Origin of the sequence: Subtercola boreus (assembly GCF_006716115.1) — a bacterium.
Lineage (GTDB): Bacteria > Actinomycetota > Actinomycetes > Actinomycetales > Microbacteriaceae > Subtercola > Subtercola boreus.
Genome location: NZ_VFOO01000001.1, coordinates 2,540,191 through 2,557,064, shown reverse-complemented (window position 1 = coordinate 2,557,064; position 16,874 = coordinate 2,540,191). Strand labels below are relative to the sequence as shown.

Below are 16,874 nucleotides of genomic sequence, written 5' to 3'. Positions count from 1 at the left end.
CTCATGGCACAGAAATCAAAGGCCTACCGCGCAGCTGCCGCGAAGGTCGAAGAAGGCAAGCTCTACACCGCCGCCGAAGCCGTCGTGCTGGCGAAGGAGACCGGTTCGGCCAACTTCGACAGCACCGTTGAGGTCGCCCTCAAGCTCGGCGTCGACCCCCGCAAGGCAGACCAGATGGTGCGCGGCACCGTCATCCTGCCCCACGGCACCGGCAAGACCGCCCGCGTCATCGTGTTCGCAACGGGCCCCGCGGCCGACGCAGCCATCGCTGCCGGCGCCGACGAGGTCGGTGGCGACGAGCTGATCGAGAAGGTGGCCGCTGGCTACACCTCGTTCGACGCCGCCGTCTCGACCCCGGAGCTCATGGGCAAGGTCGGTCGTCTCGGTAAGGTTCTCGGCCCGCGTGGCCTCATGCCGAACCCGAAGACCGGCACCGTCACGCCCGATGTGGCGAAGGCTGTCACCGAGATCAAGGGTGGAAAGATCGAGTTCCGCGTCGACAAGCACTCCAACGTGCACTTCGTCGCCGGCAAGGTCAGCTTCACCCCCGACCAGCTGCGTGAGAACGTCGGCGCTGCGCTCGACGAGATCGTGCGCCAGAAGCCGTCCTCCTCGAAGGGCCGCTACATCACCAAGGGCACCGTCTCGACCACGTTCGGTCCGGGCATCCCCGTCGACGTGAACGCACTCGCGTAGGCATCAGGTTACAAACGAAAGGGTCCGCTTCGGCGGGCCCTTTCGTCGTTTAAGCTGGGCGGATGCCCGTCACCTATCGCCAGGCCGGCCCGGCCGACGCCGCCCGCCTCTCTCTCGTCGCCACCGCCACCTTCGTGCTCGCCTGCCCGCCGCACACGACAGCCGGCGGCATCCAACAACATCTTGCGGCCACGCTCACCGAGGAGCGGTTCGTCGAATACCTTGCTGACGAGCAGCGGATGCTTTTCCTCGCCGAAGCGGAGGGCCTCCCGGTCGGCTACACCATGGTCATCCTCGGCCCGCCCACCGACACCGAGGTCGCTGCCGCGCTGACCCTCAGCCCGACGGCGGAGCTCAGCAAGTGCTACGTCGTGGCCGGCCGGCACGGGCAGGGCATCGCGGCCGAACTGATGCGACTCTCCGTCGACGCGGTGAAGCAGAGGGGAGCATCCGGAATCTGGCTCGGAGTGAACAACGAGAATGCCCGGGCCAACCGGTTCTACGAGAAGAGCGGCTTCCGGGTGGTCGGCACGAAGTCCTTCTTCGTGGGCGGCGAGCAGGAGAGTGACTTCGTTCGCGAAAGGGCTCTCTGACCCTGCAGAGTCTCCCTAGAGCTGCTCGGCGACGTTGATCACGAGTTTGCCGCGGGTGTGGCCCTCCTCCATGCGACGGTGCGCCTCCGCGGCATCCGACAGCTCGAAGACCTCGTCGATGTGCACGTGCACGTCACCGGAGTTGATCAGGCGCGTGATGATCGTGAGGGTGGAGGCGTCGGGGGAGACCTTGTAGGTCGTCGCCCGGAGGCCCAGGGCGTGGGCGTCGTCGATGACACCCGGCCAGCTCCCCGTGGGTGCGTTGATGAGGAGGCCGCCGGGCCGGAGGGTCTGGAGCGAGCGGGTCCCTGTGTCGTCGTGCACGTTGCCGATCAGGTCGATGACCACGTCGACGCGCGAGACCGCGTCCTCGAAACGGGTCGAGGTGTAGTCGATGACCTCGGCGGCTCCGAGCTCGCGCAGCCAGCTGGCGTTGCGGGCCGACGACGTGGCGATGACGTAGGCGCCGAAGTAGGCGGCGAACTGCACCGCGAAGTGGCCGACCCCGCCCGCGGCGGCATGGATCAGGATGCGCTGGCCCTCGTGTGCCTTCGCGACATCCACCACCATGCCCCACGCGGTCAGCGCGGCGAGCGGAACCCCGGCAGCCTCCAGCAGCGAGAGCCGGCCCGGCTTCTTGCAGAGCTGCATCGCGGGAACGGCGGCGTACTCGGCGTAGGAGCCCTGGCCGCGGGGCGCGCTGAGCATGCCGTAGACCTCGTCGCCGGCCTTCAGCGGGTGCCCCTCGTAGGGTGTCTCGACGACGGTGCCGCTGAAGTCCTGGCCGAGGATGCACGGGTAGGAGACGATCGCAGCGGAGACGCCCCGGCCCGAACGTGTCTTGACGTCGAGGGGGTTCACGCCGGCGCCGGCGACGCGCACGAGCACTTCGGCGTTGATCCGGATCGGCAGGTCGACCTCACTCACGTGCAGCACCTCGGGGCAGCCGGTCTCGTCGATGACCGCGGCGCGCATGCTCGTGGGCAGCCCGCCGGGCCGCTGGATGTCGGCCCGTGGATTGGACAAGTCGCTCACTCCGGTCATGTGCTGCGTCATCGGTAGCTCTCCTTTGCGGTGAGGATCAACTTCGCTGGTGATCGCGAGGTATCGAAGGTGCCTGTCGTCCCCAGTTCTGGGGCCCCTGTCCCAGTGTGCTGCCCGATTGATACGAAGATGTTACGAGGGTGTCACCTTGTTGCTAACAAACCCTCACGCGTGGGTGAGGGGTGGCAGCCTCGTGGAGCCCTGCCGCAGGTCCGAGAGCTCGCGGGCGTGGCGGTCGAGGGCGTGATCCTCATCGGAGACCGGATGCCACGGGGGAACCTCGGTCGTGTGGCCCCTGTCGTCGAGGCCGGCCACGATGGTGAGGCAGTGGGTGGTCAACTCGAACTCACGGTTCTTCGGGTCCCGGGAACGCACATGCGTGCTGATGTGCATCGCCGACCGTCCGGTGTGCACGAGGCGGGCTTCGACCTCGACCAGGTGGCCGATCGGGATCGGCCGGTAGAAACGGATGCCGCCGGAGTACACCGTGATCGCGTCGAGGCCGCTCCACGTCGAGGCGCAGGCGATCGTCGCCTCGTCGATCCAGCGCATGACCGTTCCGCCGTGCGTCTTGCCGCCCCAGTTGACGTCGGTCGGTGCGGCAGGGAACCGGAGCGTGATGCGTTCGGCCGTGCCGACATCCGAGTAGACCTGGCCCTTCATCGCCTCCGCGATCCGTGCCCTGACGCCGATGCGGTTCAGGGCGTCGGTGTGCAGCTCGACGTCGGCGGCGCTCTGCGGCGTCCACGCGGGTACCGGGGTGGGGCGGGCATCCAGACCCACGGCCACGAAGATCACCACGCAGTCGGTCGACGTCACGTAGAGGCCGACTCGCGGGTCGGCCGACGACACGTTCACCCGGATGTGCATGCTCGACGTTCCGGTGTAGATCAGTTTGGCGTGCACCTCCACGAGGTTTCCCGACTCGATCGGAGCGACGAAACTGACGCTGCCGACATAGGCGGTCACGCAGTAGCTCTGGCTCCAGCCGACCGCGCAGGCGTACGCCGCCTTGTCGATCCATTCGAGGACTTTGCCGGCGTGCACTTTCCCGCCCATGCTGGCGACGTCGGTGGGTGAGGCCAGGAAGCGCAGGGTGAGCTCGTCGCTGGGGCCGGTCACAGGATGGCCTCCCCAGCGGGCGCGTGACGCTCGAGGAACTCGTACACCTCTGTGCTGTCGACGCCGGGGAACGCCCCCGTCGGCATCACGGCGAGCAGCGACGTGTTCAGTCGTGCGCTCGGCCAGGACTTCTGGGCCCACTTGGTGGTGAGGCCGGCTGGGGGCTTCCGGCAGCACGACGGATCGGGGCAGCTCGACGCATGGCGATTGACGGTGTCCCTGCCGCGGAACCAGCGCGCGTCGGCGAACGGGGTACCGACGCTCACCGAGAAATGCCCGCGGGAGGTGGACTGGATGCGCGACGTGCACCAGAACGTGCCCGTCGGCTTGTCGGTGTACTGGTGGTACGGGCTGAACCGGTCCTCGGCGTCGAAGACCTGCCGGGCGCTCCAGAAGCGGCAGACCGTCTGGCCCTCCACCGCGCCGAGAACGTCCGTCGGCAGCACGACGTCATCGTTCGCGTACGCCTTCACCACGGTTCCGCTCTCGTGCACCTTCAGGAAGTGCACGGGCAGGCCGAGGTGCTCGGTCGCCAGGTTCGTGAACCGGTGGGCCGCCGTCTCGTACGTGACTCCGAACTGGTCGCGCAGATCCTCGACCGAGAGTTCGCGCTGGGCCTTTGCCCGCTGCAGGAACCCGACCGCGACGGACTCGGGAACGAGAAGCGCGCCGGTGAGGTAGTTCGTCTCCACCCGCTGCCGCAGGAAGTCGCTGTAGTCGCCGGGTTCCTCATGGCCGAGCACGTGGCTGGCGAGCGCCTGCAGCAGAACGGTTCGCGGGTCGGCGTCAGGATTCTGCCCGCGCGGGATGTAGATGCGGCCGTTCTCGAGGTCGGTGATCGACCGGGTGGATCCGGGCAGGTCGGGCACATGGTGGAGCGTGAACCCGAGGTGCGACGCCAGGTCGGCCGCCACACGCTGGGAGAGCGGGCCGCCCTCGTGGCCCACCGCGTCGAGCAGCCCCTGCGCGATCGCTTCGAGCCCGCCGAAGTAGTTGTGGCAGGCGCGCATCTCGCGGCGGAGCTCGGCATTCGCCCGCCTCGCCTCCTCGGGCGTGGCCGCACGTTCCCGGTGCAGGCGTTCGAGCTCTCCGTGGAGGCCCAGGATGGTCTCGATGGCCTCGTCACTGAGCGCCTTCCGCACGGCGACCGTGGGCAGGCCGAGAGAGGCGTAGAGCTTCCCGCGCTGGATGCGCTCCAGCGCGATCTCGAGGGCGGCGCGCTGGCTCGGGGCCTCCTCGCTGAGCAGTTCGTCGACCGTGACGTTCAGCGCCGTGGCGAAGCGCTGCATCTCGCCGAGCTTCAGTTCCCGCTTGCCGTTCTCGATGACCGAGACCTGCGACGCAGCTCGGCCGATGGCGGAACCGAGGGCGTCGAGCGTGAGTCCACGGTCGGAACGGAGCTGGCGGATCCGTCTACCGACGGTCAGGGAATCGAGCATGCGTTCATCCTGTCGCGCGCGCGGGGCAACCGGTCCGCCCCGGCAAGCGCAAGATCTCTACTTCTTGCACAAATCAGAAGAAGGGTGAATTTTCGGCCGCTCCGTCGGCGACACCCGTTCTGGGGGGAGATGTGGCCGTAATGAATCCGCTCTTTCTGTCTCTCTTCTTGACGAGGGCACCGTGCCCGCCATGAATACCGTGCCCGCCATGAAGGACCGTCTTGCTCCCCACCCGAACTCCCCTGATCGCGACCGCCGTGTGCGCCACACTGCTCGTCGTCGCGCCTGTCGCATTCTCCACATCCACTGCCCTCGCGTTGCCGGGCGATCGGACATACTACGACGCGCAGGAGTATGCCGGCCCGACATTCGCCGGTTCCGGCACCGGCGTCTCGATCTCCGGTGACGGTCGCTTCACGGTCTTCGACTCGGTCGACAAGCTCACGGCCGATGCGACTGGTGACCAGAAGCACGTCTACCGCCGCAGCACGTCGGACGGCTCGATCCACCTCGTCTCGACGCACTCGCGAACGGATGGTGCCGACGGTGCATCGTTCGGAGCGTCCGTCTCCGCCGACGGTCGGTTCGTGACGTTCGTCACCACCGACCGCAACGTGTTGCCGGCAGATCCCGGCGGGGCCACGCAGGTCGTGCTCAAAGACATGGACACGGGCGCACTGACCTGGGTGTCGTCGCACCGGAGTTCCGCGGAGGCGGACAAGGAGGCGGTGCGGAACGGCAGCAGTTCGTCCGCGGTCATCTCGGCCGACGGGCAGCATGTCGCGTTCGTGTCCTCCGTTCCGGGCGTCAACACCCTCGGCGGGCCGACCACAGGGGTCGGCAATGTGGAGCTCTACGACGTCGCCACGAAGGATGTCACGAACGTGACATCCGGAATCACCGACGCAGGCGCGCTCGTCGCCGCCCACGGATCGAGCGGCCAACCGGCCCTGTCCGCAGACGGGCGATTCGTCGTCTTCACCTCCGACGCCGACAACATCGGGGTCGCGGCCACGACACCCGCGCCGACGGCCACCCCGGGCGCACGGCTGAACCACGTCTACCGCCTCGACCGCGCGACAGGCACGAAGAAACTGGTGAGTGTCTCCGCGGCGGACACTCTGGCCGACTTCACGAAGACCGACGGCCATTCGTACCTGCCCTCCCTCTCGGCCGACGGCACGGTGGTCGGGTTCATCTCGGACGCGACGAACCTCGTTCCTGGTGGCGAGATGGCAAAGACGACCCATCTGTCCGATGCCTACACGCGCGACATTTCGACCGGCCAGACGCACCGCGTGTCGCTCATGTTGAACGACGTCGCCGCACCGGACAAGGCCGACTCGACCGGGGTGACGCCCTCGACCATGCGAACGCGGTACTGGCGCGAGGCGGTGGGTGGAGCATCCAGAATCGCGGTGTCTGCCGACGGGCGCAGCGCCCTGCTCACGTCGATCAGCCCACTCGTCTGGATCGACGGTGAGTGCCGCAGCTGCCAGAAGTTCACCGACGACAACGACGCGCTCGACGTGTACAGGGTCTCGCTGGGCGCGGATGGTCGGCCGGAGGACATGCAGCCGGTCTCCGTTCGCCGCAATACGCAGGACTGGACGACGGATGCTCGCTCGATGCCTTTCACCCTGGGATCGAGCACCGGGGAGGGCGATTCGATCGCCGACGGGTCGACGCCGCTCAGCGCGGATGGACGCACCGCGGTGTTCGGTTCGCTGGCGGACAACCTGCGCGGCTGGGACTCCACCCGGCTCGTGCTGGCCGGCGACATGACGTTCGCACCCCAGAAACCATACGATCCTCTCGGTGGGCCGGATCCGCGGATGGGGCAGCTGTTCAGCGTCCCGCACTATCTCGACGGCGGTTACCCCGGAAGCTCCGAACCGCGGGTGCGGATGTTCCTGACGGACACCTCGGCGTTCGCGACGAAGCTGCTTGTGCCGGCCTCGGTGCGCGCCGCACTGCAGGCGCACCCGGACGTCCGCGTCGACTACGAGACCCGGCACTCGGTTCTTCCCGCCTTGAGCGAGCAGCCTGCCGTCGCCACGGCGCACAGCTTCCTCGCCCCGGCGACGGTCACGAGCGGTGCCGCCGGAGTCGTCTACGGGCTGAGCATCACTGCGTCGAGTGCGGGCAGCGCGGTGGTGATGCTCGGTTTCGACAATCTCGACCTCGAAAGCGAAGCCAGCGTGCCGACCGGCTGGAAGCGGGCCAAGGATGACGTCGCCCACACTCTCACCTACACGAACACCCACCTCTCGACGGGAGACACCGCGGACTTCTCCCTTCATCTGAAGCAGAACGACGCGGCCAGGGCGCCCACGGCCTCGGTGCAGGCCGACGTGAACGGCTCGCGCACGGTGGCCTCGGCAGACGTGCGACCGACGGCGCCCTCCTGCCAGACGCCGCCCGTTCGCCAGGTGGTCGTCGCAGGCCTCGCGACGGTCATCCGCGATGCGCAGTGTCTGGCGCCCGGTGCGACCGTGACGGTGGCAGCCGACCACGGTGCGGTGAGCATCAGCCCGGTGGGCATCACGACCTACACCCCGGATGCCGCATACCGCGGTGACTCGACGATCAGCGTCGTGGCGACCGACGCCTCCGGCCGGCGAAGTCTGCCCGCCACAATCACGGTGACGGTCGGCGCCCCAGCTCTGGCGGTCGACGACCACTTCCGCACTGCCGCCGGTACTGTGCTGGCGGTGGATGCCGCGCACGGGCTGCTCTCGAACGACGTGTTCCCGACGCAGGCCTCGCCCTGGCGCATCAACGAGGGCTACCCGCCCGCGCACGGCACGGTCGTCATCAACGATGACACCGGTGCACTCACCTTCACTCCCGAGCCCGGGTTCACCGGCCAGGTGACCTTCCGCTACCAGACCCAGGCCCGCGATGCGGGCGTTTCGACCACAGGAACGGTGACAATCGATGTCAACTAGAACCTCCCGCCGCCGGATGCTCGCCGCGGGCATCCTCGCGGCCTCTTTTGTGGCGGTGTGTGCTGTGCCCTTGTCGGCGCAGGCGACCTCGACGGGGAAGTGCATCTGGTACGACTTCGATGTGCAGCCGACGACGCCGGGAGCGCCGAGGGCGCCGTTGGAGGACTGCGCGCTCCACCCGGACTGGCCGGCGGAGGCGTCGTACTACTGGGATAAGCAGAAGACGGTGGTCTTCGAGCCGTGGACGCAGCAGTTCGACTACTCCGCGTTCAGCCAGCTGAACCCCTTCACCGGTGACGGCTACAGCCTTCGCAAGGCGAACGAACTCTTTCCCGACAGGTCGGACGAGGCGTATGTCCGGATTGTGATGGAGTATGCGCAGATGTCTCTCACCGCGAAAGCACGCGCGCTCGAACAGCGGCGGGGAGTGACCGCTGCCGACGCCTGCCAGGTCGTGCCGACGCTGTGGTCAGACAGCGAGATCAGAGACTGGGAAGCTGTCGGACTGCTCCCTCCCAGCCCTCGGCCGGACGGAAAGACGGGTACCTACACCTACAGCTTCTCCACCACGCTGACCGCCGAGCAGCGCTCTGTCGTCTCGGCCGGGCTGGTCGCCTTTGCGGATGCGATCGACGGCAGCAGGCAACCGCGGTTGGTCGAATGGGTGAGCGGCGACCTCAACCCTCCGGTGATCACCTTCACGAATGCTCCGGGGGGATTCGATGACCCAGACTTGATGGCACGGGCGATATCGGTCAGCAACGACAACGGACGGGATGGGCTTCCCCGCTGGTTCAACGGGAATATCGAACTCAACGACAAGCCGGGATCCCTCTCTCTGTGGACCGTCATGCACGAGATCCTTCATGTTTATGGCTTCGGGCACCTCGCACCAGCCGTGAACCCCCAGGTGATGTCAGGGGAACTTCCCTCCCCGGATTATCTGAAGAGGGGGCTGTGGGGGGCCGATCCCGTTCTCCCGATCAACGGCAAGGCCGATGCCTGCACGAAGGTGGGCATCGATGCTGCTGCAGCGCCCGAGTAGTCGCCGAATGCTCGCCGCGGGCATCCTCGCGGCCTCTTTTGTGGCGGTCTGTGCTGTGCCCTTGTCGGCGCAGGCGACCTCGACGGGGAAGTGCATCTGGTACGACTTCGATGTGCAGCCGACGACGCCGGGAGCGCCGAGGGCGCCGTTGGAGGACTGCGCGCTCCACCCGGACTGGCCGGCGGAGGCGTCGTACTACTGGGAGGAGCAGAAGACGGTTGTCTTCGAGCCACGCGGTCTGGCGTTCGACTATTCGGCGTATGGCGGTCTCGACCCGTTCTCGACGGAGTACAGCTTCCGGAAGGCGAACGAACTCTTCCCCGACACCACGCACCTCACCGACGCGACCGCCTAGGCGCAGTATGCCCAGCAGGCGATCACGCCGAAGGCCCGCACGCTCGAACAGCGGCGGGGAGTGACTCCCGCGGACGCCTGTTCGGTCATCCCTCCCCTCTTCTCAGACGAGCAGATACGAGCAGGTGACGCCTGGCTGGCCCCTGTACCGCTGGCAGGAGGGCCGACGGGACAATACACCTACGAACTCGGCCCCGATTTGACCCCGGAGCAGAGAGCGGTGGTGCTGGATGCTCTCGTTCAGTTCGGCACGGCCAGAGGGCCGCGCATGCCTGATCTGGTGCAGCGAACTCCGGGGGATCCGAACCCGCCCACCATCACCTTCACAGACGGGAGCACCGATCCGGAAATGGGCGACGACCCGGGCGGATCGTTCGTCGACACTTCGGACACGGGGCGTGACGGTCTGCGCCGCTGGGTGACGGGGTCGATCGAACTGACCCGGGACATGGATTGGTTGAATGCGAGAGATGTCGCTCACGAGATCGCCCATGTCTTCCAGTTCGACGACACCTTCGAGGCAGGTCCGGGAGTCACGATGGGCACAGCTCCGGCCGGGCAGGGGGTCGGGGTGCGGAATCCATGGAAGCCTGCGAACGGCAAACAGCAGGCGAACCCGGAGGCCTTCGACACGTGCCTCAAGGAGGCGTTCCAGAAGTATTGAGTTCCAGGAATGCAGGGGGTCAGCGGCGCTGCATCAGGTCGAGCAACTGGTCGGCCAGGCGCACGAGCTGCTCGATCTCGTTGTCGTCGCGGTCGACCCAGCGGCATTCGGGCTCGGGTGCGACGGGCACGAACGCCGAGTGCTGCTCCCAGACCACGAGGGTGCGCTCTGCGCCGAGCACGTACTGCTGCCACCAGACCTGGCGGAGGTAGTGGCGGGGAATCGAGCGCCACGCCTTGTTGGTGGTCTTGATCTCGGCGAGTTCGGTGTCACCGGTGCCGGGGTTGACCGCGATCCCGTCGGGCGTCGCGAGGTGCAGGGGTCTGCCGTGCGCGTGGAACAGGGTCGTCGACGGCTCGATGCCGTAGTGCCGGCGCACCCAGCCGGCGAGCACGGGCTCCCGCACGCGGCCGTGGTCGGTGTAGACGTTTCCGCCGAAGTTGTTGCCGTTCAGTTTGTCGTAGGCGGTGTTCTCGACCGACTTGCGCGTGGTGAGGCGCGCAGCATCCGTCGCCGTGACTCCACGACTGCGGGCCCGGATCCACGCCACCCGGTCGTTCGAGTCCGCGACGATCCGCGACAGGTGAGCGGGGCGGGGGGCAGCGACCGGCTCGTCTTCCTCCCAGGGGAAGGTCAGTGTCAAGGCGGTCGTCACTCTTCCATTGTCCTCCCGTTCTGCTGCGAGGATGGAACCAACACAGCGAGGGAGCTCCATGCGCATTGCAGTAACCGGCGGTTCGGGAAAACTCGGCCGCACCGTGGTCGAACAGTTGAGAGCCGATGGGCATGAGGTGTTCAACCTCGACGTGGCGGGCGACCGCGACACGAGCATCCGCGTCGACTTCACCGACTTCGGGCAGACGCTCGACGCACTGCTCGGTGTCAACGACCGGCACGCGGGTCTGGATGCTCTGGTGCACCTTGCCGCGATCCCGGCCCCGGGCATCCTGAGTGATGTTGCGACCTTCGACAACAACATGTTGTCGACCTTCCACGTACTGCACGCGGCGAAACGGGCCGGCATCAGGAACATCGTCACGGCGTCGAGCGAGACCGTGCTCGGCCTTCCGTTCGACACCCCACCGCCCTACATTCCTGTCGATGAGGAGTACCCGGCACGCCCCGAGACCGTCTATTCGCTCACTAAACACCTCGAGGAGCAGCTCGCGATCGAGCTGACGCGGTGGGATGACCAGCTGAAGATCGTCGCTCTGCGGTTCTCGAACGTGATGTACCCGGCCGACTATGCAGAGTTCCCGTCGTTCGATGCGGATGCCCGGCTTCGCAAATGGAACCTCTGGGGCTATATCGACTCCCGTGACGGCGCTCAGGCCGTGCAGAAGGCTCTCGATTGGGACGGCAAAGGTTTTGAGCGCTTCATCATCGCCGCGGCCGACACCGTGATGACCCGCAGCAATGCGGAGCTGGTCGCCGAGGTCTTTCCCGACACCCCGGTGCGGGGCGAGCTGGGCGAGAACACCACACTGCTCTCCATCACGAAGGCCCGCCGGGTACTCGGCTACGACCCACAGCACAGCTGGCGCGACAACTCACAGGGTTGACCTAGACCGTTCATAGCTTTGTCATAGGAACCTGAGAATACTTGTGGGTGTGACCATAGAAAACTCAAGGCTCCCGTCCAGTCCGTCCGCGTCGACCGCCCCGCGGCCGCGACTGTCGCGCGCCGACGGGTCGCCGGTTCGTGCGCTGGTCGTCGACGACGAGCCGACGCTCACCGACCTGCTCTCGATGGCGCTCCGCTATGAGGGCTGGGATGTGAAGACGGCCAGCGACGGTCGGAGCGCAGTGACCATGGCGCGCGAGTTCAAGCCCGACGTCATCGTTCTCGACGTCATGCTCCCCGACATCGACGGTCTCGCCGTGCTGAACCGGGTGCGGGCCGACGGCGCCGAGGTGCCCGTGCTGTTCCTCACCGCGAAGGACTCATTGGACGACCGCATCGCCGGCCTCACCGCGGGCGGCGACGACTACGTCACGAAGCCGTTCAGCCTGGAGGAGCTCGTCGCGAGGCTCCGGGGCTTGCTTCGCCGATCGACCGTGCTGGTCACCGATGCCGTCGACCCTGAGGTCGTCGTCGGCGACCTCGTGCTGAACGAGGACAGCCACGAGGTGCGTCGCGGCGACGACGAGATCGAGCTCACCGCCACCGAGTTCGAGCTGCTGCGCTTCCTCATGCGGAACCCCCGCCGCGTGTTGAGCAAGGCGCAGATCCTCGACCGGGTGTGGAGCTACGACTTCGGGGGGCGATCGAGCGTCGTCGAGATCTACATCTCCTACCTCCGCAAGAAGATCGACGCGGGCAAGTCGCCCATGATCCACACCGTGCGCGGTGCCGGCTACATGCTGAAGACCGCTCCGTGACCCTCCGCCGTCGCCTGATCCTGAGCGTCGCTGCCCTGATCGCCGTGCTGGGCCTGGCGATCGGGCTGGTGTCGACGCTCACGTTGAACGGTGTGCTGGTCAGCCGAGTGGATGCCCAGCTGCCCGGTGGCGGAGGCAGGGGTGCTGATGCTGCACCCAGCACCGGTTACAACCTCCCGTTGTTCAACAACGACCCCTCGACTTTTCTCGATCGCCAGCCGATCGGCACCGTCGGGCTGCTCAGTTCGGGCAGCGTGGTCTTCTCGTCGGGTGCCGTCGTGTCCTCCGGCACGTCGAGGGGAGGCGGTTTTGCCGATACGTCGATCGCCGCGCTCTCCAGCTCCCAGATAGCCCAGCTCGCCGCCCTGCCCACATCGGCCGTGCCTGTCACCGTCGATCTGGGGAATGGTCTGGGGCAGTACCGGGTGGTCTCGTTGGTGACGACGACGGGTCTGTCCGTGGTGATCGGCACGTCCCTCGCTTCCGTGCAGGCCACGATCGCGCAGCAGGCCCTGATCACCGTGATCATCACCGTTGTGGGGCTGCTGCTCGCCGTCGCGATCGGAGGACTGATCATCCGGTTCGCCCTGCGTCCGCTGCAGCGGGTCGCCGAGACTGCCGCCCACGTGGCAGAGCTGCCGCTCGATCGCGGCGAGGTCGCGCTCGCTGTGCGGGTGCCCGACCGCGACACCAACCCGAAGACCGAGGTGGGCCGGGTGGGCTCCGCCCTGAACCGGATGCTCGAACATGTCGCCTCGGCGCTGACCTCGCGGCAGCAGAGCGAGGACAAAGTGCGGCAGTTCGTCGCCGATGCCAGCCACGAACTCCGCACACCGCTGGCGTCGATCAGGGGCTACGCCGAGCTGACCCGCCGCGGAAGCCATGACCTTCCCGACGACGTGACGCACTCGCTCGGCCGCATCGAGTCCGAGGCGAAGCGCATGACGAGCCTCGTCGAAGACCTGCTGCTGCTGGCGCGCCTCGACTCCCGCCCCGACATTGCGCATGAGACCGTCGACCTGACGCTCACCCTCGTCGACGCGGTGAGCGACGCGCACGTGGCCGGACGGGACCACGACTGGATCCTAGACCTTCCGGAGGAGCCGCTCGAGATCGTCGGCGACGGCCCCCGGATCTACCAGATCACGGCGAACCTGCTGGCGAACGCGAGGGTGCACACCCCGCCGGGCACCCATGTGACAGCGGGGCTCGAGTCGATCACGGTCGACGGCCGTGCGTTCGCGGTCATCAGCGTGACTGATGACGGGCCCGGGATCGACCCGTCGCTGATGCCGACCCTGTTCGAGCGTTTCGTGCGGGGCGACGTGTCGCGCTCGCGGCACGCGGGCAGCACCGGCCTCGGCCTGGCCATCGTCTACGCGGTGGCGGAGGCGCACGGCGGCTCGGTGACGGTCGAGAGCGCGCCCGGCCGCACGGCGTTCCGCATTCTGCTGCCGGTGGCCGGAGTGCCGACCGGGCAGGCAGGGTCGGCTCTGCCGCCGCCCGGGCAGGCCGCGCTTCCGGACCTGCCGCCGGCATCCGCCGGCACCCCGGCATAAATGCGCGCGCGGCTCGGTTGAGCAGTCCATGACCGATGTGATCCAGGATGCCGCCGCCCGACTCGAGACGTACCGGGAGGCCCGGCGCCGGTTCGTCACCGGCCCGCAGGGCAATCTCGCGCTCGTGAACACTGAGTGGATCCTCGGTGACCCCGCCGAGGGTCAGCGGGCGTTCGGCGTTCCCGGCCTCTGGTTCCCGCTGCCCGCCGGTGAGTCCGGGCTCCGGCTCGAGGCGACGGCGGCGGACGGCATCCTGGTCGACGGCTCACTCGTCGACGGGAGCGTCGTCGTGCGGGGCCAGGATTCGGAACGGGCATCCGATGTGCGTTTCAGCGACACGGTGACGGGCTTCGTGATCGCGAGCGAGGAGGGCACCTACGCCCTCCGGGTGTGGGATGCCGAGTCGGAGGGCAACCGTGACTTCGGCAGCATCGACGCCTTCGCTTTCGACCCCGACTGGGTGATCGAAGCGGCCTTCACGCCGATCGAGGGTGGCCGGGCCATCGGCGTCGAGCATCTGAAGGACCACGGCGTGACTCGCGAACGAGTGGTTCCAGCCGAGATCACTTTCACAAAAGACGGTGTCGACTTCTCGCTCACAGCGTTCGAAGACAACGGGAATCTGCTGCTGGTCTACAGCGACGCGACCAGCGGCGACACGACCTACGGCGTGGGGCGCTTCATGAAGCTGGTTCCGGATGCTCGCCCCGACGGCAGCGGACCGGGCACAGTGACGCTCGACTTCAACCGCGCGTACCTTCCGCCCTGCGCGTTCTCGTACCACTTCAACTGCCCGATGCCGCCGCTGGAGAACCGTTTCACGGTGCCGGTCGAGGCGGGGGAGAAGAACGTTCTGAACGCTTCGGGCGGCCTCCTGCACTGAGGTCGGACGTGCCAGCGCGCCCGACGCCCAGCCAGAGGTGCGACGATGGGGGAGTGAGTTTTTCTCCGCACCAGATCCCAAAGCCCATCCTCAGCCAGCAGTGGCGGAACGTCACGTTCCTGCACTGGCGCATCTCGACCGCCGACGCGGCGTCACTGATGCCGCCGGGCGTCGTGCCCGACGAGTTCGACGGCAGTTCCTGGGTGGGCCTCGTACCCTTCACCCTTCGCAACACGCGGTTCGGGCCGTCCCCGGCGGCGCCCTACGTCGGAACCTTCCACGAGACGAACGTGCGGCTGTACGCGAAAGACGCCGAGGGGCGTCCGGGTGTCGTGTTCCTCTCGCTCGAAGCCGAGCGTCTGGCAGCCGTCCTGGGTGCCCGGGTGGCCTTCGGCATCCCCTACGTCTGGTCGCACATGCGCGTGCGGAAGACGGCTGGCACACTCGTCTACACGTCGAGGCGGCACACCACGCCCAGGGGTGAGGTGGATTCGGCGGTGTCGGTGCGCCCCGGGGCGAGGATCGAGCATCCGGATGCCCTGGCCGACTTCCTCACCGCCCGGTGGGCGCTGTTCTCGCGTCACCTCGGCCAGACCCTGTACATGCCGAACCGGCATCAGCCGTGGGCGCTCCAGGAGGCTGAACTTCTCGACTTCTCCGACACCCTCCTCACTCGCGCGGGCCTGCCGGGCGTCGCGAACCGGCCGCCGGACTCGGTGCTCTTCTCGCCTGGCGTGGACACGGTGTTCGGCAAGCCGACCCGCCTGTGATACTGTTGTCGAAGCCAAAGACCGCTGGTCATCGGTGTGCGCCCACTCGTGGGAATGCATCGATCGAAGTTTCGCTCACGCGAAGCCCGCGCAGGTGTTCGAAGTTCAACCCGTGATTCGTCCCGGGTTTCCAGCTCCGCACTCCTGTGCCGGAGCTTTTTTTGTGGGTTTTTCCGGGGCTGCCAGCAAATTTTTGCAGTATTAGTATCCACAAGGAGCGCCATGGCGAACAAAGAAGCCACGGTTGCCGAACTCTCAGACCTGTTTGAGAGCTCGACGGCCGTACTGCTTACTGAGTACCGCGGTCTCACTGTTGCGCAGCTGACAAGCCTGCGTCGTTCCATCAGTGAGCACGCCACCTACGCCGTGGTAAAGAACACGCTGACCAAGATTGCGGCCAACAAGGCCGGTATCAGTTCGTTTGACGACGAGCTGGTTGGTCCTTCCGCACTCGCTTTCGTTCACGGTGACCCCGTGAGCGTCGCAAAGGCTCTGCGCGACTTTGCCAAGGCAAACCCTCTTCTGACGGTGAAGGGCGGTTACTTCGACGGTAACCCGCTGACCGCCGAAGAGGTCAACAAGCTCGCCGACCTCGAAAGCCGGGAGGTGCTGCTGGCGAAGTTCGCCGGTGCCGCCAAGGCTTCGCTGTTCGGTGCCGCCTACCTGTTCACCGCGCCGATGTCGAAGGCCGTTCGCACGGTCGAGGCACTGCGCGAAAAAGTATCTACACAAGGAGAGTAAACAATGGCAAAGCTGTCAAACGACGAGCTCATCGACGCCTTCAAGGAGCTCACGCTCATTGAGCTCAGCGAGTTCGTGAAGAAGTTCGAAGAGGTCTTCGAGGTCACCGCTGCGGCCCCCGTCGCCGCTGCCGGTGCCGCTGGCCCCGCCGCCCCCGCCGAAGAGGTCGAGGAGAAGACGTCGTTCGACGTCATCCTCGAGTCGGCCGGCGAGAAGAAGATCCAGGTCATCAAGGAGGTGCGTTCGATCACCAGCCTCGGCCTCGGTGAGGCGAAGGCTCTCGTCGACGGTGCACCGAAGCCGGTTCTCGAAGGCGTCAACAAGGAAGCTGCCGACAAGGCAGTGGAGCAGCTGAAGGCTGCCGGGGCGACGGTTACCCTCAAGTAACTCTCGTTCAGGCTTTACACAAAGGGCATTCCGGCTTCGGCCGGGGTGCCCTTTGTTCATGCGGATGGTCGCGCTCTCATTTTTGTGGCAGAGTTCTCATAACGATTGTGCAACTGCGGTGAAGAATCCTCTCCACCAGCTTGCCTCGAGCGATTGCGCCGCCTAGTGTTTGTCACTGGAAGCGCTTGCTATGTCTCGTCGCGAGAACAGTACGTGCCGTCACAGCACTCAATGAGGAGAAAAA

At 66.8% G+C, this 16,874-nt stretch carries 17 protein-coding genes; 13 read left to right on the top strand and 4 right to left on the bottom strand.

Translation table 11 applies throughout. The features are described from left to right. The first annotated feature begins 3 nt into the window (after window positions 1-3). Both rplA and FB464_RS11855 read left to right on the top strand, forming a co-directional pair. On the top strand, window positions 4-696 hold the full coding sequence (gene rplA, locus FB464_RS11860; RefSeq protein WP_116413680.1) for a 50S ribosomal protein L1: 693 nt from the start codon (window positions 4-6) through the stop codon (window positions 694-696). A 62-nt stretch (window positions 697-758) separates the two neighbouring features. Next, a complete protein-coding gene (locus FB464_RS11855) occupies window positions 759-1,289 on the top strand; it encodes a GNAT family N-acetyltransferase (protein WP_116413681.1) in 531 nt (176 codons plus the stop codon). A 15-nt stretch (window positions 1,290-1,304) separates the two neighbouring features. Here the strand turns inward: FB464_RS11855 and FB464_RS11850 are convergent, their stop codons facing one another. The 3 genes from FB464_RS11850 to FB464_RS11840 all read right to left on the bottom strand — a co-directional run bounded on the left by FB464_RS11850 (window position 1,305) and on the right by FB464_RS11840 (window position 4,894). Further along, entirely contained in the window at window positions 1,305-2,333 is a 1,029-nt protein-coding gene (locus FB464_RS11850; protein WP_425472446.1) for an NADP-dependent oxidoreductase, read from the bottom strand. Between the two features lie 165 nt (window positions 2,334-2,498). Beyond that, window positions 2,499-3,455 carry an acyl-CoA thioesterase gene (locus FB464_RS11845; RefSeq protein ID WP_246093039.1) on the bottom strand — a complete coding sequence of 319 codons (957 nt, stop codon included), beginning with the start codon at window positions 3,453-3,455 and terminating at the stop codon, window positions 2,499-2,501. Beyond that, a complete protein-coding gene (locus FB464_RS11840) occupies window positions 3,452-4,894 on the bottom strand; it encodes a helix-turn-helix transcriptional regulator (RefSeq protein ID WP_116413682.1) in 1,443 nt (480 codons plus the stop codon). The genes FB464_RS11845 and FB464_RS11840 overlap by 4 nt, the downstream gene beginning before the upstream one ends. A gap of 221 nt (window positions 4,895-5,115) precedes the next feature. Here FB464_RS11840 and FB464_RS11835 point away from each other — a divergent pair, with 221 nt between their 5' ends. The 4 genes from FB464_RS11835 (at window position 5,116) to FB464_RS11820 (ending at window position 9,908) form a co-directional block, all read left to right on the top strand. Next, a complete protein-coding gene (locus tag FB464_RS11835) occupies window positions 5,116-7,845 on the top strand; it encodes an Ig-like domain-containing protein (RefSeq protein WP_116413683.1) in 2,730 nt (909 codons plus the stop codon). 16 nt (window positions 7,846-7,861) lie between these two features. Beyond that, window positions 7,862-8,890 carry a zinc metalloprotease gene (locus FB464_RS11830; RefSeq protein WP_116413684.1) on the top strand — a complete coding sequence of 343 codons (1,029 nt, stop codon included), beginning with the start codon at window positions 7,862-7,864 and terminating at the stop codon, window positions 8,888-8,890. After that, window positions 8,868-9,245: a hypothetical protein gene (locus FB464_RS11825; RefSeq protein ID WP_116413685.1), complete on the top strand. Its 378-nt coding sequence runs from the start codon at window positions 8,868-8,870 to the stop codon at window positions 9,243-9,245. Before FB464_RS11830 ends, FB464_RS11825 begins: the two co-directional genes overlap by 23 nt. A gap of 267 nt (window positions 9,246-9,512) precedes the next feature. Continuing rightward, a complete protein-coding gene (locus FB464_RS11820) occupies window positions 9,513-9,908 on the top strand; it encodes a hypothetical protein (protein WP_142206682.1) in 396 nt (131 codons plus the stop codon). Window positions 9,909-9,927: 19 nt separating this feature from the next. Here the strand turns inward: FB464_RS11820 and FB464_RS11815 are convergent, their stop codons facing one another. Next, the gene (locus tag FB464_RS11815; protein ID WP_246093038.1) at window positions 9,928-10,563 is read right to left on the bottom strand and encodes a YqaJ viral recombinase family protein; all 636 of its coding nucleotides are present in this window, start codon (window positions 10,561-10,563) and stop codon (window positions 9,928-9,930) included. Window positions 10,564-10,621: 58 nt separating this feature from the next. On the opposite strand from FB464_RS11815, the gene FB464_RS11810 reads away from it, so the two are divergent. The 7 genes from FB464_RS11810 to rplL all read left to right on the top strand — a co-directional run bounded on the left by FB464_RS11810 (window position 10,622) and on the right by rplL (window position 16,630). Next, window positions 10,622-11,470, top strand: a complete 849-nt coding sequence (locus tag FB464_RS11810) for an NAD-dependent epimerase/dehydratase family protein (RefSeq protein ID WP_116413688.1) — start codon at window positions 10,622-10,624, stop codon at window positions 11,468-11,470. 49 nt (window positions 11,471-11,519) lie between these two features. Next, a complete protein-coding gene (locus tag FB464_RS11805) occupies window positions 11,520-12,290 on the top strand; it encodes a response regulator transcription factor (RefSeq protein WP_116416431.1) in 771 nt (256 codons plus the stop codon). After that, window positions 12,287-13,849: a sensor histidine kinase gene (locus FB464_RS11800; protein ID WP_211327288.1), complete on the top strand. Its 1,563-nt coding sequence runs from the start codon at window positions 12,287-12,289 to the stop codon at window positions 13,847-13,849. Before FB464_RS11805 ends, FB464_RS11800 begins: the two co-directional genes overlap by 4 nt. Window positions 13,850-13,877: 28 nt before the next feature. Beyond that, window positions 13,878-14,732, top strand: coding sequence for a DUF1684 domain-containing protein (locus FB464_RS11795; RefSeq protein ID WP_116413689.1), 855 nt, complete (start codon window positions 13,878-13,880; stop codon window positions 14,730-14,732). Between the two features lie 53 nt (window positions 14,733-14,785). Then, window positions 14,786-15,502 carry a YqjF family protein gene (locus FB464_RS11790; protein WP_116413690.1) on the top strand — a complete coding sequence of 239 codons (717 nt, stop codon included), beginning with the start codon at window positions 14,786-14,788 and terminating at the stop codon, window positions 15,500-15,502. A gap of 222 nt (window positions 15,503-15,724) precedes the next feature. Further along, complete coding sequence (rplJ, locus tag FB464_RS11785; protein WP_116281847.1) at window positions 15,725-16,243, top strand: 50S ribosomal protein L10; 519 nt, start codon at window positions 15,725-15,727, stop codon at window positions 16,241-16,243. 3 nt (window positions 16,244-16,246) lie between these two features. Further along, window positions 16,247-16,630, top strand: a complete 384-nt coding sequence (gene rplL / locus FB464_RS11780) for a 50S ribosomal protein L7/L12 (RefSeq protein ID WP_116413691.1) — start codon at window positions 16,247-16,249, stop codon at window positions 16,628-16,630. The last annotated feature ends 244 nt before the right edge of the window (window positions 16,631-16,874 follow it).

What these genes read in the sequence shown, in the direction of transcription:
- FB464_RS11850 (WP_425472446.1), bottom strand. Translation starts at nt 2,333, where the DNA reads ATGACCGGAGTGAGCGACTTGTCCAATCCACGGGCCGACATCCAGCGG.
- FB464_RS11820 (WP_142206682.1), top strand. Translation starts at nt 9,513, where the DNA reads ATGCCTGATCTGGTGCAGCGAACTCCGGGGGATCCGAACCCGCCCACC.
- FB464_RS11795 (WP_116413689.1), top strand. Translation starts at nt 13,878, where the DNA reads ATGACCGATGTGATCCAGGATGCCGCCGCCCGACTCGAGACGTACCGG.
- FB464_RS11840 (WP_116413682.1), bottom strand. Translation starts at nt 4,894, where the DNA reads ATGCTCGATTCCCTGACCGTCGGTAGACGGATCCGCCAGCTCCGTTCC.
- rplJ (WP_116281847.1), top strand. Translation starts at nt 15,725, where the DNA reads ATGGCGAACAAAGAAGCCACGGTTGCCGAACTCTCAGACCTGTTTGAG.
- FB464_RS11830 (WP_116413684.1), top strand. Translation starts at nt 7,862, where the DNA reads ATGCTCGCCGCGGGCATCCTCGCGGCCTCTTTTGTGGCGGTGTGTGCT.
- FB464_RS11810 (WP_116413688.1), top strand. Translation starts at nt 10,622, where the DNA reads ATGCGCATTGCAGTAACCGGCGGTTCGGGAAAACTCGGCCGCACCGTG.
- FB464_RS11855 (WP_116413681.1), top strand. Translation starts at nt 759, where the DNA reads ATGCCCGTCACCTATCGCCAGGCCGGCCCGGCCGACGCCGCCCGCCTC.
- rplA (WP_116413680.1), top strand. Translation starts at nt 4, where the DNA reads ATGGCACAGAAATCAAAGGCCTACCGCGCAGCTGCCGCGAAGGTCGAA.
- rplL (WP_116413691.1), top strand. Translation starts at nt 16,247, where the DNA reads ATGGCAAAGCTGTCAAACGACGAGCTCATCGACGCCTTCAAGGAGCTC.
- FB464_RS11825 (WP_116413685.1), top strand. Translation starts at nt 8,868, where the DNA reads ATGCTGCTGCAGCGCCCGAGTAGTCGCCGAATGCTCGCCGCGGGCATC.